Raw genomic sequence first — 14,821 nt, 5'->3', positions numbered from 1 at the left:
GCGTTGGCCGCGTCGCAGGTGCACAAGCGCTACGGCGCGACGGCCGCCCTGGACGGTGCCGATCTCACGGTGCTCCCGGGAGAGATCCACGGGCTCGTGGGTGCCAACGGCGCGGGCAAGTCCACGCTGGTCAAGGCGCTGTCGGGCGCCGTGGACCCCGACAGCGGTGAGCTCTCGCTTGGGGACTGGCGCGGAAGACGACTGAACCCTCGGCAGGCTCACGAGCTGGGCCTGGCGACGATCTACCAGGACGCCAGCCTGGTGGGTTCGCTGGGTCTGGTGGAGAACGTGATGCTCGGGCGGGAGAGCGGCGCCGGGATGTTCCTGCACCCGCGGCGCGACCGGGCAGCGTGCACAGCGGTGCTGGAGATGGTCGGCCTCCCGACGGACGCCGGGGTACTGGCGGGGTCGCTGACCTCGGCACAGCAACAACTGCTGGAGATCGCCAAGGCGCTGCACCGGGAGGCGCGGGTGATCATCATGGACGAGCCGACCGCGGCCCTTGGCGCCCAGGAGAGCGAGCGGCTCTTCGCCGTCGTGCGCGACCTGCGCGGCCGAGGGGTGGCGGTGGTGTTCATCAGCCACCGTCTCGACGACGTCGTGGCGATCTGCGACCGCGTGACGGTGATGCGCGATGGCCGTGACGTGGCGACGTTCGCGGCCGGCAGTCTCGACGAGGGCGCGTTGGTGCGGGCGATGATCGGCCACGACCTCGAGCGCGCGGCCCACCAGAGCCGGGTCGCGGGGGAGCCGGTGCTGCAGCTGCGTGGGGTGGCCCAGGGCAGGCGGTTGCGCGACGTGTCCTTCACGCTGCACGCCGGAGAGGTGCTGGGGATCACCGGGCTGGTCGGCTCGGGCCGGTCGCGCCTGGCCCGCGTGGTGTTCGGCTGCGAGAGCGTCGACGGCGGCGAGATGACGCTCTTGGGCCGTCCGTACCGACCTGCGTCTCCGCGCGACGCGATCGCACGCGGGGTGGGGCTGGCGCCCGAGGACCGCAAGCGCGACGCGCTGCTGATGGAGCAGACGTCGGCCAAGAACATCACGTTGGCCAAGATGCCCGTCGGTCGCGGCGGACTGGTGCGGCTGGGCCGCGAACGCACGTTGGCCGGCGAGCTCATGCGGCGCCTACGGGTCAAGCCGTCGGTGCCCGGGGCGCTGCCGGCCTCGATGTCGGGCGGCAACCAGCAGAAGGTGTCGATCGCCCGCTGGATCCATGCCGGCGCCCGAGTGCTGATCCTCGACGAGCCCAGTCAGGGCGTCGACATCGCCGCGCGCGAGCAGATCTTCGCGGTGATCGCCGATCTGGTGGCGACCGGCTGCGGGGTGATCGTCATCTCCCAGGAGGTCGAGGAGCTGCAGCAGATCGCCGATCGCGTCCTGGTCATGCGTCGCGGCCAGATCGCAGGTGAGCTGGCCGCGACGGAGATCAACGAGCACCGGGTGATCGAGCTGGCGATGGGCGCCAGCGCCCATCACGTTGCGCAAGGAGCATGGACATGAGCACGTTGAGCGCCGAGCCCCGGCGTCCGGCATCGCTGCGTTGGCGAGACACCGTCGGGGAGCTCGCCCAGCGCCATCGCGGTCGGCTGGCCCTGGTCGGGGTGATCGTCGTGTTGATGGCGGTGACCGCGATTCGGAGCTCGGTCTTCCTGACCTGGGACAACTTCGAGAACGTCCTGATCCAGGCCTCGGTCGTGGGCATCCTCGCCGTCGGCGCGACGATGGTGATGATCAGCGGTGGCATCGACCTGTCGATCGGGTCCAACCTGTCCTTCTCGGCGATGGTGATGGGCACGTTGATGGCCCACGGCACGGCGGCCGGCCCTGCCATCGCTGCGGGCGTCGCGGTGGCGACCGCCGTCGGCCTGGTCAACGGCACGCTCGCGGCCTATGCCAAGACCCACCCGTTCATCCTGACCCTCGGCATGCTGACGTTGCTGCAGGGTGCGGCGCTGCTGGTCTCGAAGGTGCCGATCCCGGTGGAGTCCGATCGCCTGTTGGACTTCGGCGACAGCCGGCCGCTGGGGTTGCCGCTCGTGGTGGTCTGCTTCGGGGTGATCGCGTTGTTGATGAACGTGGTCTTGGCCATGAGCAAGCTCGGGCGCTGGATCTACGCCGTCGGCGGCTCGGAGTCCGCGGCTCGCCTGGCCGGCGTCCCGGTCCGGCCGCTGAAGTTCATCGTGTATGCGTTGAACGGGGCGCTCGTCGGCGTTGCCGCCGCGCTGCTGTTGCTGCAGCTCACCTCGGCCCAGGCCCGGATGGGATCGGGCCTCGAGCTCACGGCGATCGCCGCCGTGGCGATCGGAGGCACGCCGCTGGCGGGTGGGCGCGGCAGCGTGGGCGGGACGCTGCTCGGGGTCTTGTTGATCGGGTTGATCGCCAACGCGCTCAACCTGATGTCGATCTCCAGTGATTGGCAGTACGTGCTTCAGGGCGCAGTGATCGTGATCGCCGTCATGGCGCAACGCGACTGACGGTTCTGTTTCAACAAGGAGGAAGTCGTATGCATTGGCAGCATGCAGGACCACCGCTGGCCGCTGGGTCGCGGGTGCGTCGCCGTGCCGCGCCGGCCTGCGTCGCCATCATCGGGGCGCTCTCGCTGGCCCTGACGGCCTGCGGGGACAACCAGACGTCGTCGGAGGGCGGGTCGTCGGCCGGCGCTGCCGCGGCGACCAGCACGTCCGCCGGGTCGACGCCGTCGCTGAAGGGCAAGACGATCGCCTACATCCAGACCGCGCCGATCCCGTACTACGAGTACACCAAGAAGGGCATCGAGAAGGCGGCGCAGCTGTTGGGGGCCACCGAGACCAAGTCCTATAATTCGGCCTTGTCGACCGAGACCGAGCTGGCGAACTTCCGAACGGCGATCACCGAGGGCGTCGACGGGATCATCCTCGAGCCGATCGCCGCCGGTACCGCGAAGGGCGAATTGCGGCTGGCCAAGCAGGCCGGGATCCCAACGGTGCTGCTGTACGGCTACACGCCGGATGTCGAGGACCAGGCTGCGGGCTTCCAACAGACGCGCTACGACGACACGGGCTGCGCGGCGGGCGAGCAGATGCGCAAGCTGTTGCCCGAGGGGCAGGTCGCGGTGATCACAGGGACGGCCGGGCGCGGCGACGCCGAGGGGTTCACTGATGGCTTCAAGCGCTGTCTGGGCGAGGCCGGTCGCGTCGTCAGCGTGGTCGACGGCAACTACGACCGCCAGAAGGCGTCGGACGTCGCTCGGGACCTGATCACGAAGTACCCGCAGCTCAAGGGTCTGTTCGTCCACAACGAGGACATGTCGCTGGGGGTGATCAACGCGTTGGGTTCGAAGGCCAGCGGCGTGACGATCGTCACCCAGAACGGTTCGCCCGAGGGCATCAAGGCTGTGACCGCAGGCCGGATCAAGGCGACGGTGGGCTGGTCGCCGTCGGCCGAAGGCGCGATGGCGACCCGTCTGCTGGCCGAGGCGTTGGGCGGCCGGGAGCCGTCGCCGAAGCTGTGCTTGACCCCGTTTGCCATCGACACGCCCGACAACCCGCAGGCGTCGGCGCCCTGGGAGGTGACCGACGCGAACATCCGGAAGGCGTTGGCGGCGAAGTGCGCTGCGCCGGGGACCAAGGGCTCCTGACGGAGCCGACGTCAAACCCACACGAAAGGACCGAGGATGACCAACCACGAGAGCGTGGTACCAGACACGATGCGCATCGTCAGCGAGCGGTTCGGCTACGCGCCGGCGGTGAAGGCGGGGCCCTTCCTGCTCATGGCGGGACAGCTCGGGCGAGATGACGATCTGAACGTCATCGAGGACAAGCAGGCTCAGGTCGTCCAGGCGTTCGAGAACGTCAAGACGGTGTTGGCCGCGGCGGGCCTGACCTTCGACGATGTCGTCGAGATCGTCACCTACCACACCGACCTGAGCGACCTACCGCTGGTGATGGAGGTCAAGGGCCGTTACGTGACGGATCGCGACCGGCTGCCGGCGTGGACAGCGCTCGGGGTCACTGCGTTGGCCATGCCGGGGCTGTTCGTGGAGGTCAAGTGCACGGCGCTGCTGCGCGACACATGACCCTGAGGTTCGACGCGAGAACCGGCGCGCGCGGCGACGCGCGCGCAGGCGCGGCTGATCACTCCATGGCGGTCTAGAGGCGCGGGATCGAGCCGGTGCGCTTGGCCGTGCAGGTGTGGTAGACGCGGGTACCGGTCAGCGGCTTCTTGCCGCCCGCGAGCTTGACCACGATCGAGATGGTGGCCTTGCCCTTTGGCAGGCCGCGCAGGTCGATCGGCGCGCGCAGGCGGGAGCCCTTGACGACCTTGACCCGCTTGCCGTTGACCTTGACGGTCGCGCTCGTCGCGACGTCGCCGCGCGGGATCCGCAGGCGGATCCGGAACGAGCGGCGGCTCGCGCAGGAGGTCGCCTTCGGCAGCGGGTTGGTGCTCGCGGCGACGACCGGCTTGGCGGCGGCGGGCGGCGCGGGCGCGGGCGGCGTGGTCACGGTGGTCTGCGTCGTGGTCGTCGTCTCGGTCGTCGTCGCCGGCGGGTCGGCCGCGAGGCGCGTCACGAAGCCGACCGACTGGCCGGGCTCCAAGGCCGCGGCGCGCGCCCGCAGCTCTAGCGGCGGGTAGTTGTAGGCGTTGCCGGCGAGGACCGTCTTGCCGTCGGTCTGCACTGCGAGGACGCTCGGCGTCATCCCGGTGAGGTCGTCGGCCAGCGGGATCGTCCTCGTCCCGCCGTCGCCGTAGGTCGTGTCGACGCTGCCGCTCACGTTCAGGCGCGTGACCGTCGCCCCGTTGCCGCCGTCGGCGGTGCGCCCGGCGAGCAGCAGCTTGCCGTCGGCCTGGACGGCCATCGCGTAGACGATGGTGTTCGAGTCGTCGAACGCCGGCGCGTAGCCGGTGTCCGGCTTGCCGTCGGGGGTGAAGCGCGCGATCGCGCCGACGGCGGTGTTGTAGATGTAGACCGAGCCGTCCGGCGCCAGCGCGGAGGACGTGATCGACATGGAGTGGATGTTCGCGTGCGGGTGCGTGCCGCCGTAGGTCGGGTCGACGCTGCCGTCGGCCAGGTAGCGGCGCAGGATGTAGTTGTCGGTGGCGTCCGTGCCCGCGATCACCGCGCTGCCGGCGGGACCGCCGGCGGCCTGGTGGCCACCGACCTCGGCGTACCGAGGAGCGTCGGGGTCGACCGCCACGCCGTCGTCGCCGAAGGTCGACACCGGCTGGCCGTCGGCGTCGAGCAGGACGCGCACGAAGTGCTCGCCGTCGCCGCCGACCCACGCCGAGCCGAGCACGAGCAGCGAGCCGTCGGCCTGCGGGACGAGCGCGACGATGCGCCCGAAGCGATAGCCGCTGCCGTCGTTGGCCGGGTCGACGTTGACACGGGTCTCGCCGACGCGCGTGCCCGACGCGTCGTAGCGCTCGACCGTGAAGTCGCCGATGACGGACTCGTCGTTCGTGCCCCACGCGCCCGGGGCGACCTTGGGGGCGGCGCCGCCCGCCGCGCGACCCTCCTGTGGCAGGACCGCGTTCGCCGAGACGCCGACGAGCAGGTCGCCGTCGGACGCGACGGCCAGCGCCCCGGGAGCTGCGGACAGGCCGGCGACGGCGTCGGTCGCGATGCCGTCCCCGCCGGGACCGAAGCCCGCGACCGGCGTCCCGTTGGCGTTCAGGTGCGAGAGCACGACCGCGCTGCCCTCCCCGAAGCTTCCCGCGGCCGTGAAGATCGAGCCGTCCGGGGCGATCGTCATCGCCAGCAGCGACGCGTCGTCGCCGAAGGCGATCCGCACCGGCGCGCCGCCGTTGAAGCCGGCGTCCTGATCGCCGGCGGCGGCGAGGGCGACGCCGGTTCCGAGGGCCCCAACGGCGAGCAGCGTGGCGCCGAGCGCCAGCGGATGACGAGGAAGGTGCATAGGACCCGGCAGTCTCGTCGATCCGATGCTGGATCGTCCTGACCGATGGAACAGGTGACCACGGCGATCAGGTCGCCATGACGGCGGGTGTTCCCGGACACCGACCCGATGAGTCCGGGCCCGCGCAGCCGTCTCATCGGTATGGCACAGCTCATCGCGACCACCCAGGCCACCCTCGACGGGGTCATCGATCCGGTCGCCGACTGGGTCGACCCCGACGGCGACCACGGCCAGCACTCCTTCGAGCGGCAGGCTCGGTCGGCCGGCCTGGTGCTCGGCCGCAAGACGTACGAGGGCCTCGCCGGGTTCTGGCCCGAGCAGACGGGCCCGTGGGCCGACATGGTCAACACCATGCACAAGTGGGTCGGCTCCCGCACCCTGACCGGCGAGCTTTCGTGGAACGCGACGCTGCTCGGCGGCGACCTCGAGCGGTCGCTCGCCCAGCTCAAGACGGACGTCGACGGCGACCTCTTCCTGCATGGCAGCGGCGCGTTCGCCTATGCGTTGGCCGAGCGCGGCCTCATCGACGTCTTCGAGGTGTACGTCAACCCGCTCGTGTGGGGCCGCGGCAACCTCCACGTCCTCGGCGACCGCGGCACGATCCGGATGACGCTCGACGACACGCGGCGCTTCGAATCGGGCGTGGTGCTGCTCACTTATCGGCTTGGCTGAGCCCCACGCTGCGTCAACGCTCGATCAGGCCCTCCTTGGCTTCTCGGCCTGCCTGCTTCGATGCGGCTTGACCGTGCACGCGGGCAAGCTTTTCTCCTGACGATCGCGCTGTCAGCCGGGAACGGGCAACTCGCGCGCGTCTCGTCGTCGCTGCTGGGGGCGGTGGCCGCGTACGTATCGATGCAGCTCATGACTCGACACCGCCAAGCCGAGCACAAGGACGCTCACTGGCTCGAGCAGTATGAGAAGGACGATTTCAGCACCGTCATCCATGGGCGTACGTACTCGACTGAGCGGAACGCGTCGCCGATACCTCGCCTGTTCAACGTAAAGGGCTACGAGGCGTGGATGTTCGGATTCGGGGCATTTGGAGTCGTCGCCGTGACCACCTGCATCCTCAGCGTCGTCTGCCCAGATGTGTTCTAGTCGGCGATTCGCTGCGAGCGCCACACGCGAGCCTTGATCGCGGTGGGCCTACGTGCTCGGCCGTCGCGATCGTCACGCGAGCAGGTGTCGGAGGTAGATGGTCGATGAGGCTGAGGAACGACTCGCCGTGGGACTGCTCGTGCAGCGACCGCCCGCTGTGGCCGGCCAGCGCGTCGTCGCGAACGCCACGTTCTGCGAGCCGCCCTCGGCGTTCATCCCGACCGCGACGGCCAGGCCCTCGACGAGCGTGGACTTGCCGGCGCCGTTCTCTCCGACCAGCAGCGTCCCGCGCGGGTTCAGCTCCAGCGGATCGCGCAGCGCTCGGACCGCCGGCAGCGTGAACGGCCACGTCGACGATCCTCGACCCGGTCAGCGAGCAGCTGGACCGAACGCAGAAATGGCATGGCCGTCAGCGTACGACTCGGTCTGGGCGCGACACGCGGAGTGTCGCGTCTTCACGAGCCGCTGCGCGGCCACGCCGTCGATGACCGCTGTCCATGCGGAGGCGAACACACTGGCAACACGGACACGTCGCGTTCGAGCACTTCGCCGTGAACGCGAAACTCAGCGGTCCACGGCTCCGGAGCAAGCAGTCACGTCGTCGTTCGTGGCCTCCAACGCCACTTCGCTCAGGTGCCAGGGACGACGCTGGGCGACGAACCCAGCGCGGATGCGGTCGACGGTGCCGAGCGGCGCGGCGTCGGTCGCGACGGTCGTGCCTCGCGCCTCGTGGAAGCGACGGCGGCCACGGTCACGCAGTCCTTCGCCAACGAGCGGCCGTGCTGGTGGCTTGACCGATCCCGCGCTGATGGACTACCATGGCAGTATGGCAGCGAAGCCCTTGGTGTTCACGCGCGTCATCGACCGCAGCGCGCCGGTCGGTCCGCAGGTCTACGAGGCGATCCGCGACGGGATCCTGGACCTGACGTTGGAGCCCGGGCAGTCGCTGTCAGAGAAGGAGATCTCGCTGTTGGTTGGCGTCAGCCGCACTCCGGTGCGCGAGGCGTTCATCCGCTTGGCACGGGAAGGCCTCGTCCGGGTCTGGGCCCAGACAGGCACCTTCGTGTCGAAGATCGACATCGCCCAGGTCGAAGAGGGGCGGTTCGTGCGCGAGGCGCTCGAGTGCGCCGCCATCGAGGACGCCGCCCGCAAGGTGACCGACGCCGACCTGGACGAGCTCGATCGCCTGCTGACCGCGCAGCGTGGCGCCCAGGGCGACTCGCTGCTGCGCGACTTCTTCGAGTTCGACGAGGAGTTCCACCGGACGCTCATCGCGATCAGCGGCCATCCGCTGATCTGGGAGATCTCTCGCGAGATCCGCGTCCACGTAGGGCGCCTGCGTCGTCTGAGCCTTCCGGCGGCGAGCGACCTGATGCGCTTGGTCGACCAGCACGCGGGCATCGTCGAGGCGCTTCGCGCACGCGACGCGAGCCGAGCCCGGAAGGAGATGCGGCGACATCTCGGTGAGGTGAGCCGGGTCCTCCCGGTGCTTGCCGAGATGCACCCCGACTTCTTCGAGTCGGCGCCGTAGCGGTCTGACGGGCTGCGCGGCGGCCCGGTAACGGAACAACCTGGAGGAGAGAGATGGGTCGTTTGATCAGGACAAGGAATCGTGCTGGGCGCACCTGGCGCGTCGCGGTCGTCGCCGCGGTCGCCTGTGCGCTCGCGTTGGCGGTCTCCGCCTGCGGCTCGGGGGGTAGCGGGTCGGGCGGCAACGGCAAGTACGGCGTGGTCGTGCTGACCAAGCAGGGCGAGTTCTACGTCGGCTACCAGCGCGCGATGCAGAAGATCGCCGCGTCGGCCGGCACGGACGTCACCGTGCTCGACTCCGACGCCAAGGTCGAGAAGCAGCAGCAGAACGTGGAGGACCTGCTGACCAAGGGCGTCGACGCGATCGGCATCTCGCCCGTGGACGCCGCCTCCGCGCAGCCGCTGATCAAGCAGGCCGAGGGCCAGAAGGTCCCGGTGGTCACGGTCACGGTGCCGACGCCGGGCGTCCCCGTCGTGGTCGAGGACTCCGTCGCCGCCGGCCGCGAGGGCGGCAAGGCCGCCGCGCAGTGGTTCCAGAAGAACTACCCGAACACGCCGATCCGGATCGCGGTCGTCTCGTTCCCGCAGCTCCAGCAGACCGTCGACCGCGCCAAGGGCTTCGTCGCGGGCGTCCAGAGCGTCGATCCCAAGGCGCGCGTGGTCGTCAGCCAAGACGGCAGCGCCGTGCTGGACAAGGCGACGACGGCCGCCGAGAACATGCTGCAGGCCCACCCTGAGGCCAACCTCTGGTTCGGGATCAACGACGACTCCGCGCTGGGCGCGCTCAACGCCCTCAAGGGTGCCGGCCGCGGCACGGTCGCCAAGAAGGACCTCGTCGTGGGCTTCGACGGCTCGGCCAAGGGGATCACCGAGATCCTCAACCCGCAGAGCGCCATGAAGGTCGACATCGGCAACCAGCCGTACACGTACGCCAAGATGGCCTGGGACGCGATGGTCGCGCTCCACGACGGCAAGAAGCCGGCCGCGCGCAGCGTGCCGCCGGTGACGCTCCTGACGCCCGCGATGGGCGCGGCCAAGCTCAAGAAGTTCTACGAGCAGCAGTACGGCGCCGTGCTGCCGGCGTCGTGAGCGTTCACCCCGGCACGGTGTCCGCGGTGGCCGAGCCGATGACCGACGCGTCGCTGCTCGTCGCCCGGGGCATCAGCAAGGCGTTCCCGGGCGTGCGGGCCCTCGACGGGGTCGACCTCACGGTCGGCCACCGCGAGGTGCACGCGCTGCTCGGCGAGAACGGCGCGGGCAAGTCCACGCTCATGAACGTGCTGGCCGGGGTGCTGCGTCCCGACGCGGGCGAGATCGCCGTCGGCGGAGAGGTGTACGAGCACCTCGACGCCGGCGGCGCCCGCCGGGCCGGGATCGGCTTCGTCCGCCAGGAGCCGGCGGTCCTCACGGACCTGACCGTCCTGGAGAACATGACGCTGGGTCTCGAACGCCGTCGGCTGCGGCTCGTGGAGTCGCGTGACCGGCACTCCGAGGCGATCGCCTGCCTTCAGCGCGTCGGCCTGGACGTGTCGCCGGACCTCGCGGCCGAGCAGCTGACGCTCGCCGAGCGCCAGCTGCTGTCGATCGCCAAGGTCCTGTTCGAGCGCCCGCGGCTGCTGATCATGGACGAGCCGACCACGTCGATGACGCTCACCGAATCCGATCGGCTGTTCCGGATCATCGCCGAGGAGGTCGCCGACGGCCGCAGCGTCATCTACATCTCGCATCGTCTCGAGGAGGTGTTCCGGATCGCCGACTGCGCGACGGTGCTGCGCAACGGCGAGCGAATCGGCACCGTCGGGATCCGCGACGGCTCCACCAGCGAGGACGAGCTGATCCGGATGATGATCGGCAAGGACCTCGGCGAGGCGTTCCCCGAGCGCCCGCCGGCGACGCCGCGCGAAGGCGGCCACCGCCTCGTGATCCGCGGGTTGCTGGCCGACGTGCGGCCCGAGGATCCCGACGTGACGATCGAGGGCGGCGAGGTGCTCGGCGTGGCCGGCCTGGTCGGCTCCGGTCGCACCGAGCTGGTCGAGGCGCTGTTCGGCGCGGCCCCCGTGGCGGGCATGGTCGTCGAGCTCGACGGCCGGCCGATCACGCCCGGCTCCCCGCGAGCGGGCGCGGCCGCCGGCTTCGCGCTCGTCCCCGAGGACCGCCGCCATCAGGGGTTCGTCGGGATGATGAGCGTCGAGGAGAACCTCACGATGTCGGTCCCGGGCCGCGTCAGCCGTCTCGGCGTCGTGCGCGGCGGCGAGTCGCGCGCGTTGACCGAGGACTTCTGCAAGCGGCTGGCCATCAAGACCTACGGTCCGGACCAGCCTGTCGAGACCTTGAGCGGTGGCAACCAGCAGAAGGTCGTCATCGCCAAGTGGATGGCGCGGCGCTCCACGGTGTTCATCTTCGACGAGCCCACCAAGGGCGTCGACGTAGGAGCCCGCGGCGAGATCTACCGCGAGATCGCCGGGCTGGCGGCCGAGGGCCGCATCGTGCTCGTCGTGTCCTCGGAGATGCCCGAGATCCTCGGGCTCTCCGATCAGATCCTTGTCATGCGCCAGGGAGCGCCGGTGGCGCTGCTCTCGCGAGCGGACGCGGACGCCGAGCGCGTCCTTCGCGCCGCATTCGGTCAGGAGGAGACCACATGAGCGTCATGCCGGCATCGGACCCCACGACGACGGGCCTCGCGGCTCCGTCGGTGGCGAAGACCAGGCGGGGGTCCGGGCCACCGCAGATCCTCGCCATCCTCGGCGTGCTCCTCGTCATGGGAGCCGTCCTGACCTTCACGACCTCGGAGTTCCTCACCGAGACCAACCTGCTCAACGTCGCGCGTCAGGTCTCGCTGATCGTCATCGTCGGCATGGGCATGACGTTCCTGCTCACGAGCGGGGGCATGGACATCTCGGTCGGCGCGGTCGTCGCGTTCTCGGGGACGCTCGCGGCGGGCCTGTGCGTGGCGGGCTGGCCGATGCTGCTGGCGTTCCTGGCCGCGACGCTCGTGGGCGGCCTGATCGGGGCGCTGCACGGCCTGCTGATCGTGCGCGGCGGGATGAGCCCGATCATCGTCACGCTGGGGACGATGTTCGCGGTGCGCGGGATCGCATACCTGTACACGAGCTCGGTCTCGGGCGGGACCTCGATCTCGCTCGGCCTCCCGGACTCGTTCACGGCCCTGGGCTCGAACTACGTGCTCGGCGTGCCGGTGCCGGTGATCATCGCGGTGGTCGCGGTCGGCGTCTTCTGGTTCCTCTTCAACCGGACGCTGCTGGGCAAGCACACCCGCGCGGTCGGCGGCAACGGCGAGGCCGCGCGCCTGTCCGGCGTCGGCGTCGGACGGGTCCTGTTCACGATCTACACGATCACCGGCCTGCTGGCCGGCTTCAGCGGCGTGATCCTCGCCTCGCGCCTGGCCTCGGGCCAGCCGAGCGCCGGCGACGGCTTCGAGTTCGACGTGATCATCGCCGTGCTGATCGGCGGCACGAGCCTGTTCGGCGGCAAGGGCACGATCGTGGGCACGGTGATCGGCGGCCTGATCATCGGCGTCCTCAGCAACGGCCTGACGCTGCTGGGCACGGACTCCAACTGGCAGCAGGTGGTCAAGGGCGCGGTGCTCGTCGCGGCCGTGCTGCTCGACACGAGGGTCCGCGCCCGGAGGGCCGCGTGAGCGGCGGGCGCTACCGCAGCTGGCGAAACTGGGGAGCGCGCGCTCACGTCGTCCAGCGCCATGGCCTGGACGCCGTCGTGCTCGAGAACGCCGTGCTGCGGCTGCAGGTCCTCGCCGGCCGTGGCACGGACGTGATCGAGTGCAACTACAAGCCGCGCGACATGGACTTCGTGTCGCTGTCGCAGGAGGGACTGCGCCCGCCGGGCACCGCGGGGCCGAGCGCCCCGGACGCGACCGGCAGCTTCCTCGACGTCTACCGCGGCGGATGGCAGGAGGTCGTGCCCAACGGCGGCGGCCCGTCGCAGCACGCCGGGGCGTCGCACGGCCAGCACGGCGAGGCCTGCCTGATCCCCTGGGACCACGAGATCGTCGAGGACGCCGAGCAGCGCGTCGCGGTCCGCTTCGAGGCGCTGATCCCGCGGACGCCCCTGCGCGTCGAGAAGACGCTCACGCTCGACGCGGCCAGCCCGCGGATCGAGGTCGTCGAACGGCTGACGAACCACAGCCCCGTCGGGCAGCGGGCGATGTGGGGCCAGCACCTCGCGTTCGGCTCGCCGTTCCTGAGCTCCGACTGCCGCATCCTGCTCGAGGACGGCGTCAGGGTGATCCCGCACGGCGAGGCGATCGGGCCCTCGGGCCGCAGGGTCGACGGCGGGCGCGAGCACGCCTGGCCGCGGGCGACCGCGCCGGACGGCGCGACGGTCGAGCTCGACCGCGTGCCCGAGCGCGGCACGCCGAGCGAGCTGCTGTACCTGACCGGCTTCGACCGGGGCCGCTACGCGCTCGTGGACGCCGACGGCTTCGGCGTCCGCGTGGAGTGGGACGCCGACCGCCTGCCGTACCTGTGGCTGTGGCAGGAGCTGGGCGCGACCACCGACTACCCGTGGTTCGGCCGCACCTACCTCATGGGTCTGGAGCCCTTCTCCAGCTATCCGACGACCGGCCTGGCCGACGCGGTGCGCAACGACAGCGCGCTGCGGATCGGGCCGCACGAGTCCGTCGATCTCACCTGGTCGGTCGAGGTCGTCGGAGGAGAGGAGCAGCGATGACGACGATCGCGACGACGGCCGCCGACCGGCTACGAGGGCGACGGGCCGTGGTGACCGGTGCCGGATCGGGGATCGGGCAGGCCATCGCCCTGCGCCTGTCGGCCGAGGGCGCGCACGTGGTGTGTGCCGACGTGCACGAGGCCGCCGCCGCTGCGACGGCCGACGCGGCGCGGGCCGCGGGGGGCAGCGCCGACGCCTACGCGGTCGACGTGTCCGACGGAGCGGCCATGGCCGCGCTGTTCGACCACGCGGCCGCGGGCGGCGCGGTGGACATCGCGGTCAACAACGCCGGGGTGGGCGTGGCCGGCGACGTGCTCGAGCAGACCGAGGAGGAGTGGGACCGCATGATGGCCATCAACGCCCGCGGCGCGTTCCTGGGGTGCAAGCACGCCGTGCGCACCATGCTGCCGGCGGGGGGCGGGACGATCATCAACATCGCCTCGGTCGGAGGCATGGTCGGGCTGCTCAACCGTGCGGGCTACTGCGCTTCGAAGGCCGCGATCGTGGGCCTGACCAAGGCCGTCGCCGTCGACTACGCCGACCGCGGCATCCGCGTCAACGCGGTCTCGCCCGGGACCGTCGACTCGCCGTGGATCGCGAGCATCACGGCGACCGCCGACGATCCCGCCGCCCAGCGGGCCCAGATGGAGGCGCGCCAGCCGATGGGTCGGCTGGGCTCGCCCGAGGAGATCGCCGGGCTCGTGGCCTACCTGGTCAGCGACGAGGCCGGCTTCATGACCGGCAGCAACGTCGTCATGGACGGCGGACTGACCGCACGCTGATGGAGACCGAGATGAACGACAACTTGGCCGAGGCGGTGGCCCTGGTCACCGGGGCGTCGGCCGGCATCGGACTGGCCGCCGCTCGCGCGCTGGGCCGGCGGGGCGCCGCCGTGGTGCTCTGCGCCGACGTCCCCGACGTGGAGCAGGCCGCCGCGGTCCTCGCCGCCGACGGCATCCGCGCCGTCGGCGTCGTGGCCGACGTGCGCTCAGGTGCCGACATGCGCGACGCCGTCGCCGCGGCGGTCACCGGCTTCGGCGGGCTCGACATCCTCGTCAACAGCGCCGGCGTCCAGCGCTACGGCACGGTCGAGACGACCGACGAGGCGGTCTGGGACGAGGTGATGGCGATCAACGTCGGCGGGATCTACCGCGCCGCCCACCACGCCGTCCCGGCGCTGCGCGCGCGCGGCGGTGGAGCGATCGTCAACGTGGCGTCGGTCCAGGCCGTCGCCGCGCAGCGGGGCGTAGCGGCCTACAGCGCGAGCAAGGGCGCGATCACGGCCCTGACCCGCGCGATGGCCGTCGACCACGCGGCCGACGCGATCCGCGTCAACGCCGTGCTCCCGGGCTCCGTCGACACGCCGATGCTGCGCTTCGCCGCCGACGAGTTCCGCGGCGAGCGGGACGCCGAGGACGTGATCTCCGACTGGGGTCGCATGCACCCCCTCGGCCGGGTCGCGCGGCCCGAGGAGGTCGCCGCGGCGATCGTCTGGCTGGCCAGCTCCGCGGCGTCGTTCGTCACCGGCACCGAGCTCCGCGTCGACGGCGGTCTGCTGTCGACCCTCCCCGTCTTGTTGCCCGAAGAAGGATGAC

General features: G+C 70.9%; 15 protein-coding genes. 13 read left to right on the top strand and 2 right to left on the bottom strand.

Going from position 1 to position 14,821, the window contains the following annotated elements:
- Positions 1–3 precede the first annotated feature (3 nt).
- Genes DSM104299_RS18045 through DSM104299_RS18030 form a run of 4 tightly spaced genes read left to right on the top strand, consistent with a single transcriptional unit; the run spans position 4 to position 4,054 of the window.
- Positions 4–1,500: a sugar ABC transporter ATP-binding protein gene (locus DSM104299_RS18045; protein ID WP_272473032.1), complete on the top strand. Its 1,497-nt coding sequence runs from the start codon at positions 4–6 to the stop codon at positions 1,498–1,500.
- The gene (locus tag DSM104299_RS18040) at positions 1,497–2,474 is read left to right on the top strand and encodes an ABC transporter permease (RefSeq protein ID WP_272473031.1); all 978 of its coding nucleotides are present in this window, start codon (positions 1,497–1,499) and stop codon (positions 2,472–2,474) included. Before DSM104299_RS18045 ends, DSM104299_RS18040 begins: the two co-directional genes overlap by 4 nt.
- On the top strand, positions 2,414–3,616 hold the full coding sequence (locus DSM104299_RS18035; protein WP_272473030.1) for a sugar ABC transporter substrate-binding protein: 1,203 nt from the start codon (positions 2,414–2,416) through the stop codon (positions 3,614–3,616). Before DSM104299_RS18040 ends, DSM104299_RS18035 begins: the two co-directional genes overlap by 61 nt.
- Positions 3,617–3,652: 36 nt before the next feature.
- Positions 3,653–4,054, top strand: a complete 402-nt coding sequence (locus tag DSM104299_RS18030) for a RidA family protein (RefSeq protein ID WP_272473029.1) — start codon at positions 3,653–3,655, stop codon at positions 4,052–4,054.
- Positions 4,055–4,127: 73 nt separating this feature from the next.
- On the opposite strand, the gene DSM104299_RS18025 is transcribed toward DSM104299_RS18030, so the two are convergent.
- A complete protein-coding gene (locus tag DSM104299_RS18025; protein ID WP_272473028.1) occupies positions 4,128–5,891 on the bottom strand; it encodes an NHL repeat-containing protein in 1,764 nt (587 codons plus the stop codon).
- 141 nt (positions 5,892–6,032) lie between these two features.
- Between DSM104299_RS18025 and DSM104299_RS18020 the strand changes: the two genes are divergently transcribed.
- Both DSM104299_RS18020 and DSM104299_RS18015 read left to right on the top strand, forming a co-directional pair.
- Complete coding sequence (locus DSM104299_RS18020) at positions 6,033–6,563, top strand: dihydrofolate reductase family protein (RefSeq protein ID WP_272473027.1); 531 nt, start codon at positions 6,033–6,035, stop codon at positions 6,561–6,563.
- Between the two features lie 60 nt (positions 6,564–6,623).
- A complete protein-coding gene (locus tag DSM104299_RS18015; protein WP_272473026.1) occupies positions 6,624–6,989 on the top strand; it encodes a hypothetical protein in 366 nt (121 codons plus the stop codon).
- A gap of 72 nt (positions 6,990–7,061) precedes the next feature.
- On the opposite strand, the gene DSM104299_RS29430 is transcribed toward DSM104299_RS18015, so the two are convergent.
- A complete protein-coding gene (locus DSM104299_RS29430) occupies positions 7,062–7,268 on the bottom strand; it encodes a hypothetical protein (protein WP_349294582.1) in 207 nt (68 codons plus the stop codon).
- Positions 7,269–7,386: 118 nt separating this feature from the next.
- Between DSM104299_RS29430 and DSM104299_RS18010 the strand changes: the two genes are divergently transcribed.
- From DSM104299_RS18010 to DSM104299_RS17980, 7 genes are read left to right on the top strand one after another with little or no spacing between them, the layout of a single operon-like run.
- Positions 7,387–8,520 carry a GntR family transcriptional regulator gene (locus DSM104299_RS18010; protein ID WP_349294581.1) on the top strand — a complete coding sequence of 378 codons (1,134 nt, stop codon included), beginning with the start codon at positions 7,387–7,389 and terminating at the stop codon, positions 8,518–8,520.
- 53 nt (positions 8,521–8,573) lie between these two features.
- On the top strand, positions 8,574–9,608 hold the full coding sequence (locus DSM104299_RS18005) for a substrate-binding domain-containing protein (protein ID WP_272473024.1): 1,035 nt from the start codon (positions 8,574–8,576) through the stop codon (positions 9,606–9,608).
- Positions 9,605–11,161 carry a sugar ABC transporter ATP-binding protein gene (locus DSM104299_RS18000; protein ID WP_272473023.1) on the top strand — a complete coding sequence of 519 codons (1,557 nt, stop codon included), beginning with the start codon at positions 9,605–9,607 and terminating at the stop codon, positions 11,159–11,161. The genes DSM104299_RS18005 and DSM104299_RS18000 overlap by 4 nt, the downstream gene beginning before the upstream one ends.
- Positions 11,158–12,177: an ABC transporter permease gene (locus DSM104299_RS17995; RefSeq protein ID WP_272473022.1), complete on the top strand. Its 1,020-nt coding sequence runs from the start codon at positions 11,158–11,160 to the stop codon at positions 12,175–12,177. The genes DSM104299_RS18000 and DSM104299_RS17995 overlap by 4 nt, the downstream gene beginning before the upstream one ends.
- A complete protein-coding gene (locus DSM104299_RS17990; protein WP_272473021.1) occupies positions 12,174–13,226 on the top strand; it encodes a DUF4432 family protein in 1,053 nt (350 codons plus the stop codon). Before DSM104299_RS17995 ends, DSM104299_RS17990 begins: the two co-directional genes overlap by 4 nt.
- Positions 13,223–14,008 (top strand): SDR family NAD(P)-dependent oxidoreductase, encoded by a 786-nt coding sequence (locus DSM104299_RS17985; protein ID WP_272473020.1) that lies wholly within the window; start codon positions 13,223–13,225, stop codon positions 14,006–14,008. The genes DSM104299_RS17990 and DSM104299_RS17985 overlap by 4 nt, the downstream gene beginning before the upstream one ends.
- Positions 14,008–14,820: an SDR family NAD(P)-dependent oxidoreductase gene (locus DSM104299_RS17980; protein ID WP_272473019.1), complete on the top strand. Its 813-nt coding sequence runs from the start codon at positions 14,008–14,010 to the stop codon at positions 14,818–14,820. Before DSM104299_RS17985 ends, DSM104299_RS17980 begins: the two co-directional genes overlap by 1 nt.
- Position 14,821: the final 1 nt, after the last annotated feature.

This window comes from Baekduia alba (assembly GCF_028416635.1).
Lineage (GTDB): Bacteria > Actinomycetota > Thermoleophilia > Solirubrobacterales > Solirubrobacteraceae > Baekduia > Baekduia alba.
This window is presented reverse-complemented; position numbering and strand designations above follow the sequence as displayed.

Bases quoted from the DNA above. Each gene is read 5' to 3' on its own strand.
- DSM104299_RS18040 (WP_272473031.1), top strand. From the start codon at position 1,497: ATGAGCACGTTGAGCGCCGAGCCCCGGCGTCCGGCATCGCTGCGTTGG.
- DSM104299_RS18030 (WP_272473029.1), top strand. From the start codon at position 3,653: ATGACCAACCACGAGAGCGTGGTACCAGACACGATGCGCATCGTCAGC.
- DSM104299_RS18025 (WP_272473028.1), bottom strand. From the start codon at position 5,891: ATGCACCTTCCTCGTCATCCGCTGGCGCTCGGCGCCACGCTGCTCGCC.
- DSM104299_RS18020 (WP_272473027.1), top strand. From the start codon at position 6,033: ATGGCACAGCTCATCGCGACCACCCAGGCCACCCTCGACGGGGTCATC.
- DSM104299_RS18015 (WP_272473026.1), top strand. From the start codon at position 6,624: ATGCGGCTTGACCGTGCACGCGGGCAAGCTTTTCTCCTGACGATCGCG.
- DSM104299_RS18010 (WP_349294581.1), top strand. From the start codon at position 7,387: ATGGCATGGCCGTCAGCGTACGACTCGGTCTGGGCGCGACACGCGGAG.
- DSM104299_RS18005 (WP_272473024.1), top strand. From the start codon at position 8,574: ATGGGTCGTTTGATCAGGACAAGGAATCGTGCTGGGCGCACCTGGCGC.
- DSM104299_RS17995 (WP_272473022.1), top strand. From the start codon at position 11,158: ATGAGCGTCATGCCGGCATCGGACCCCACGACGACGGGCCTCGCGGCT.
- DSM104299_RS17985 (WP_272473020.1), top strand. From the start codon at position 13,223: ATGACGACGATCGCGACGACGGCCGCCGACCGGCTACGAGGGCGACGG.
- DSM104299_RS17980 (WP_272473019.1), top strand. From the start codon at position 14,008: ATGGAGACCGAGATGAACGACAACTTGGCCGAGGCGGTGGCCCTGGTC.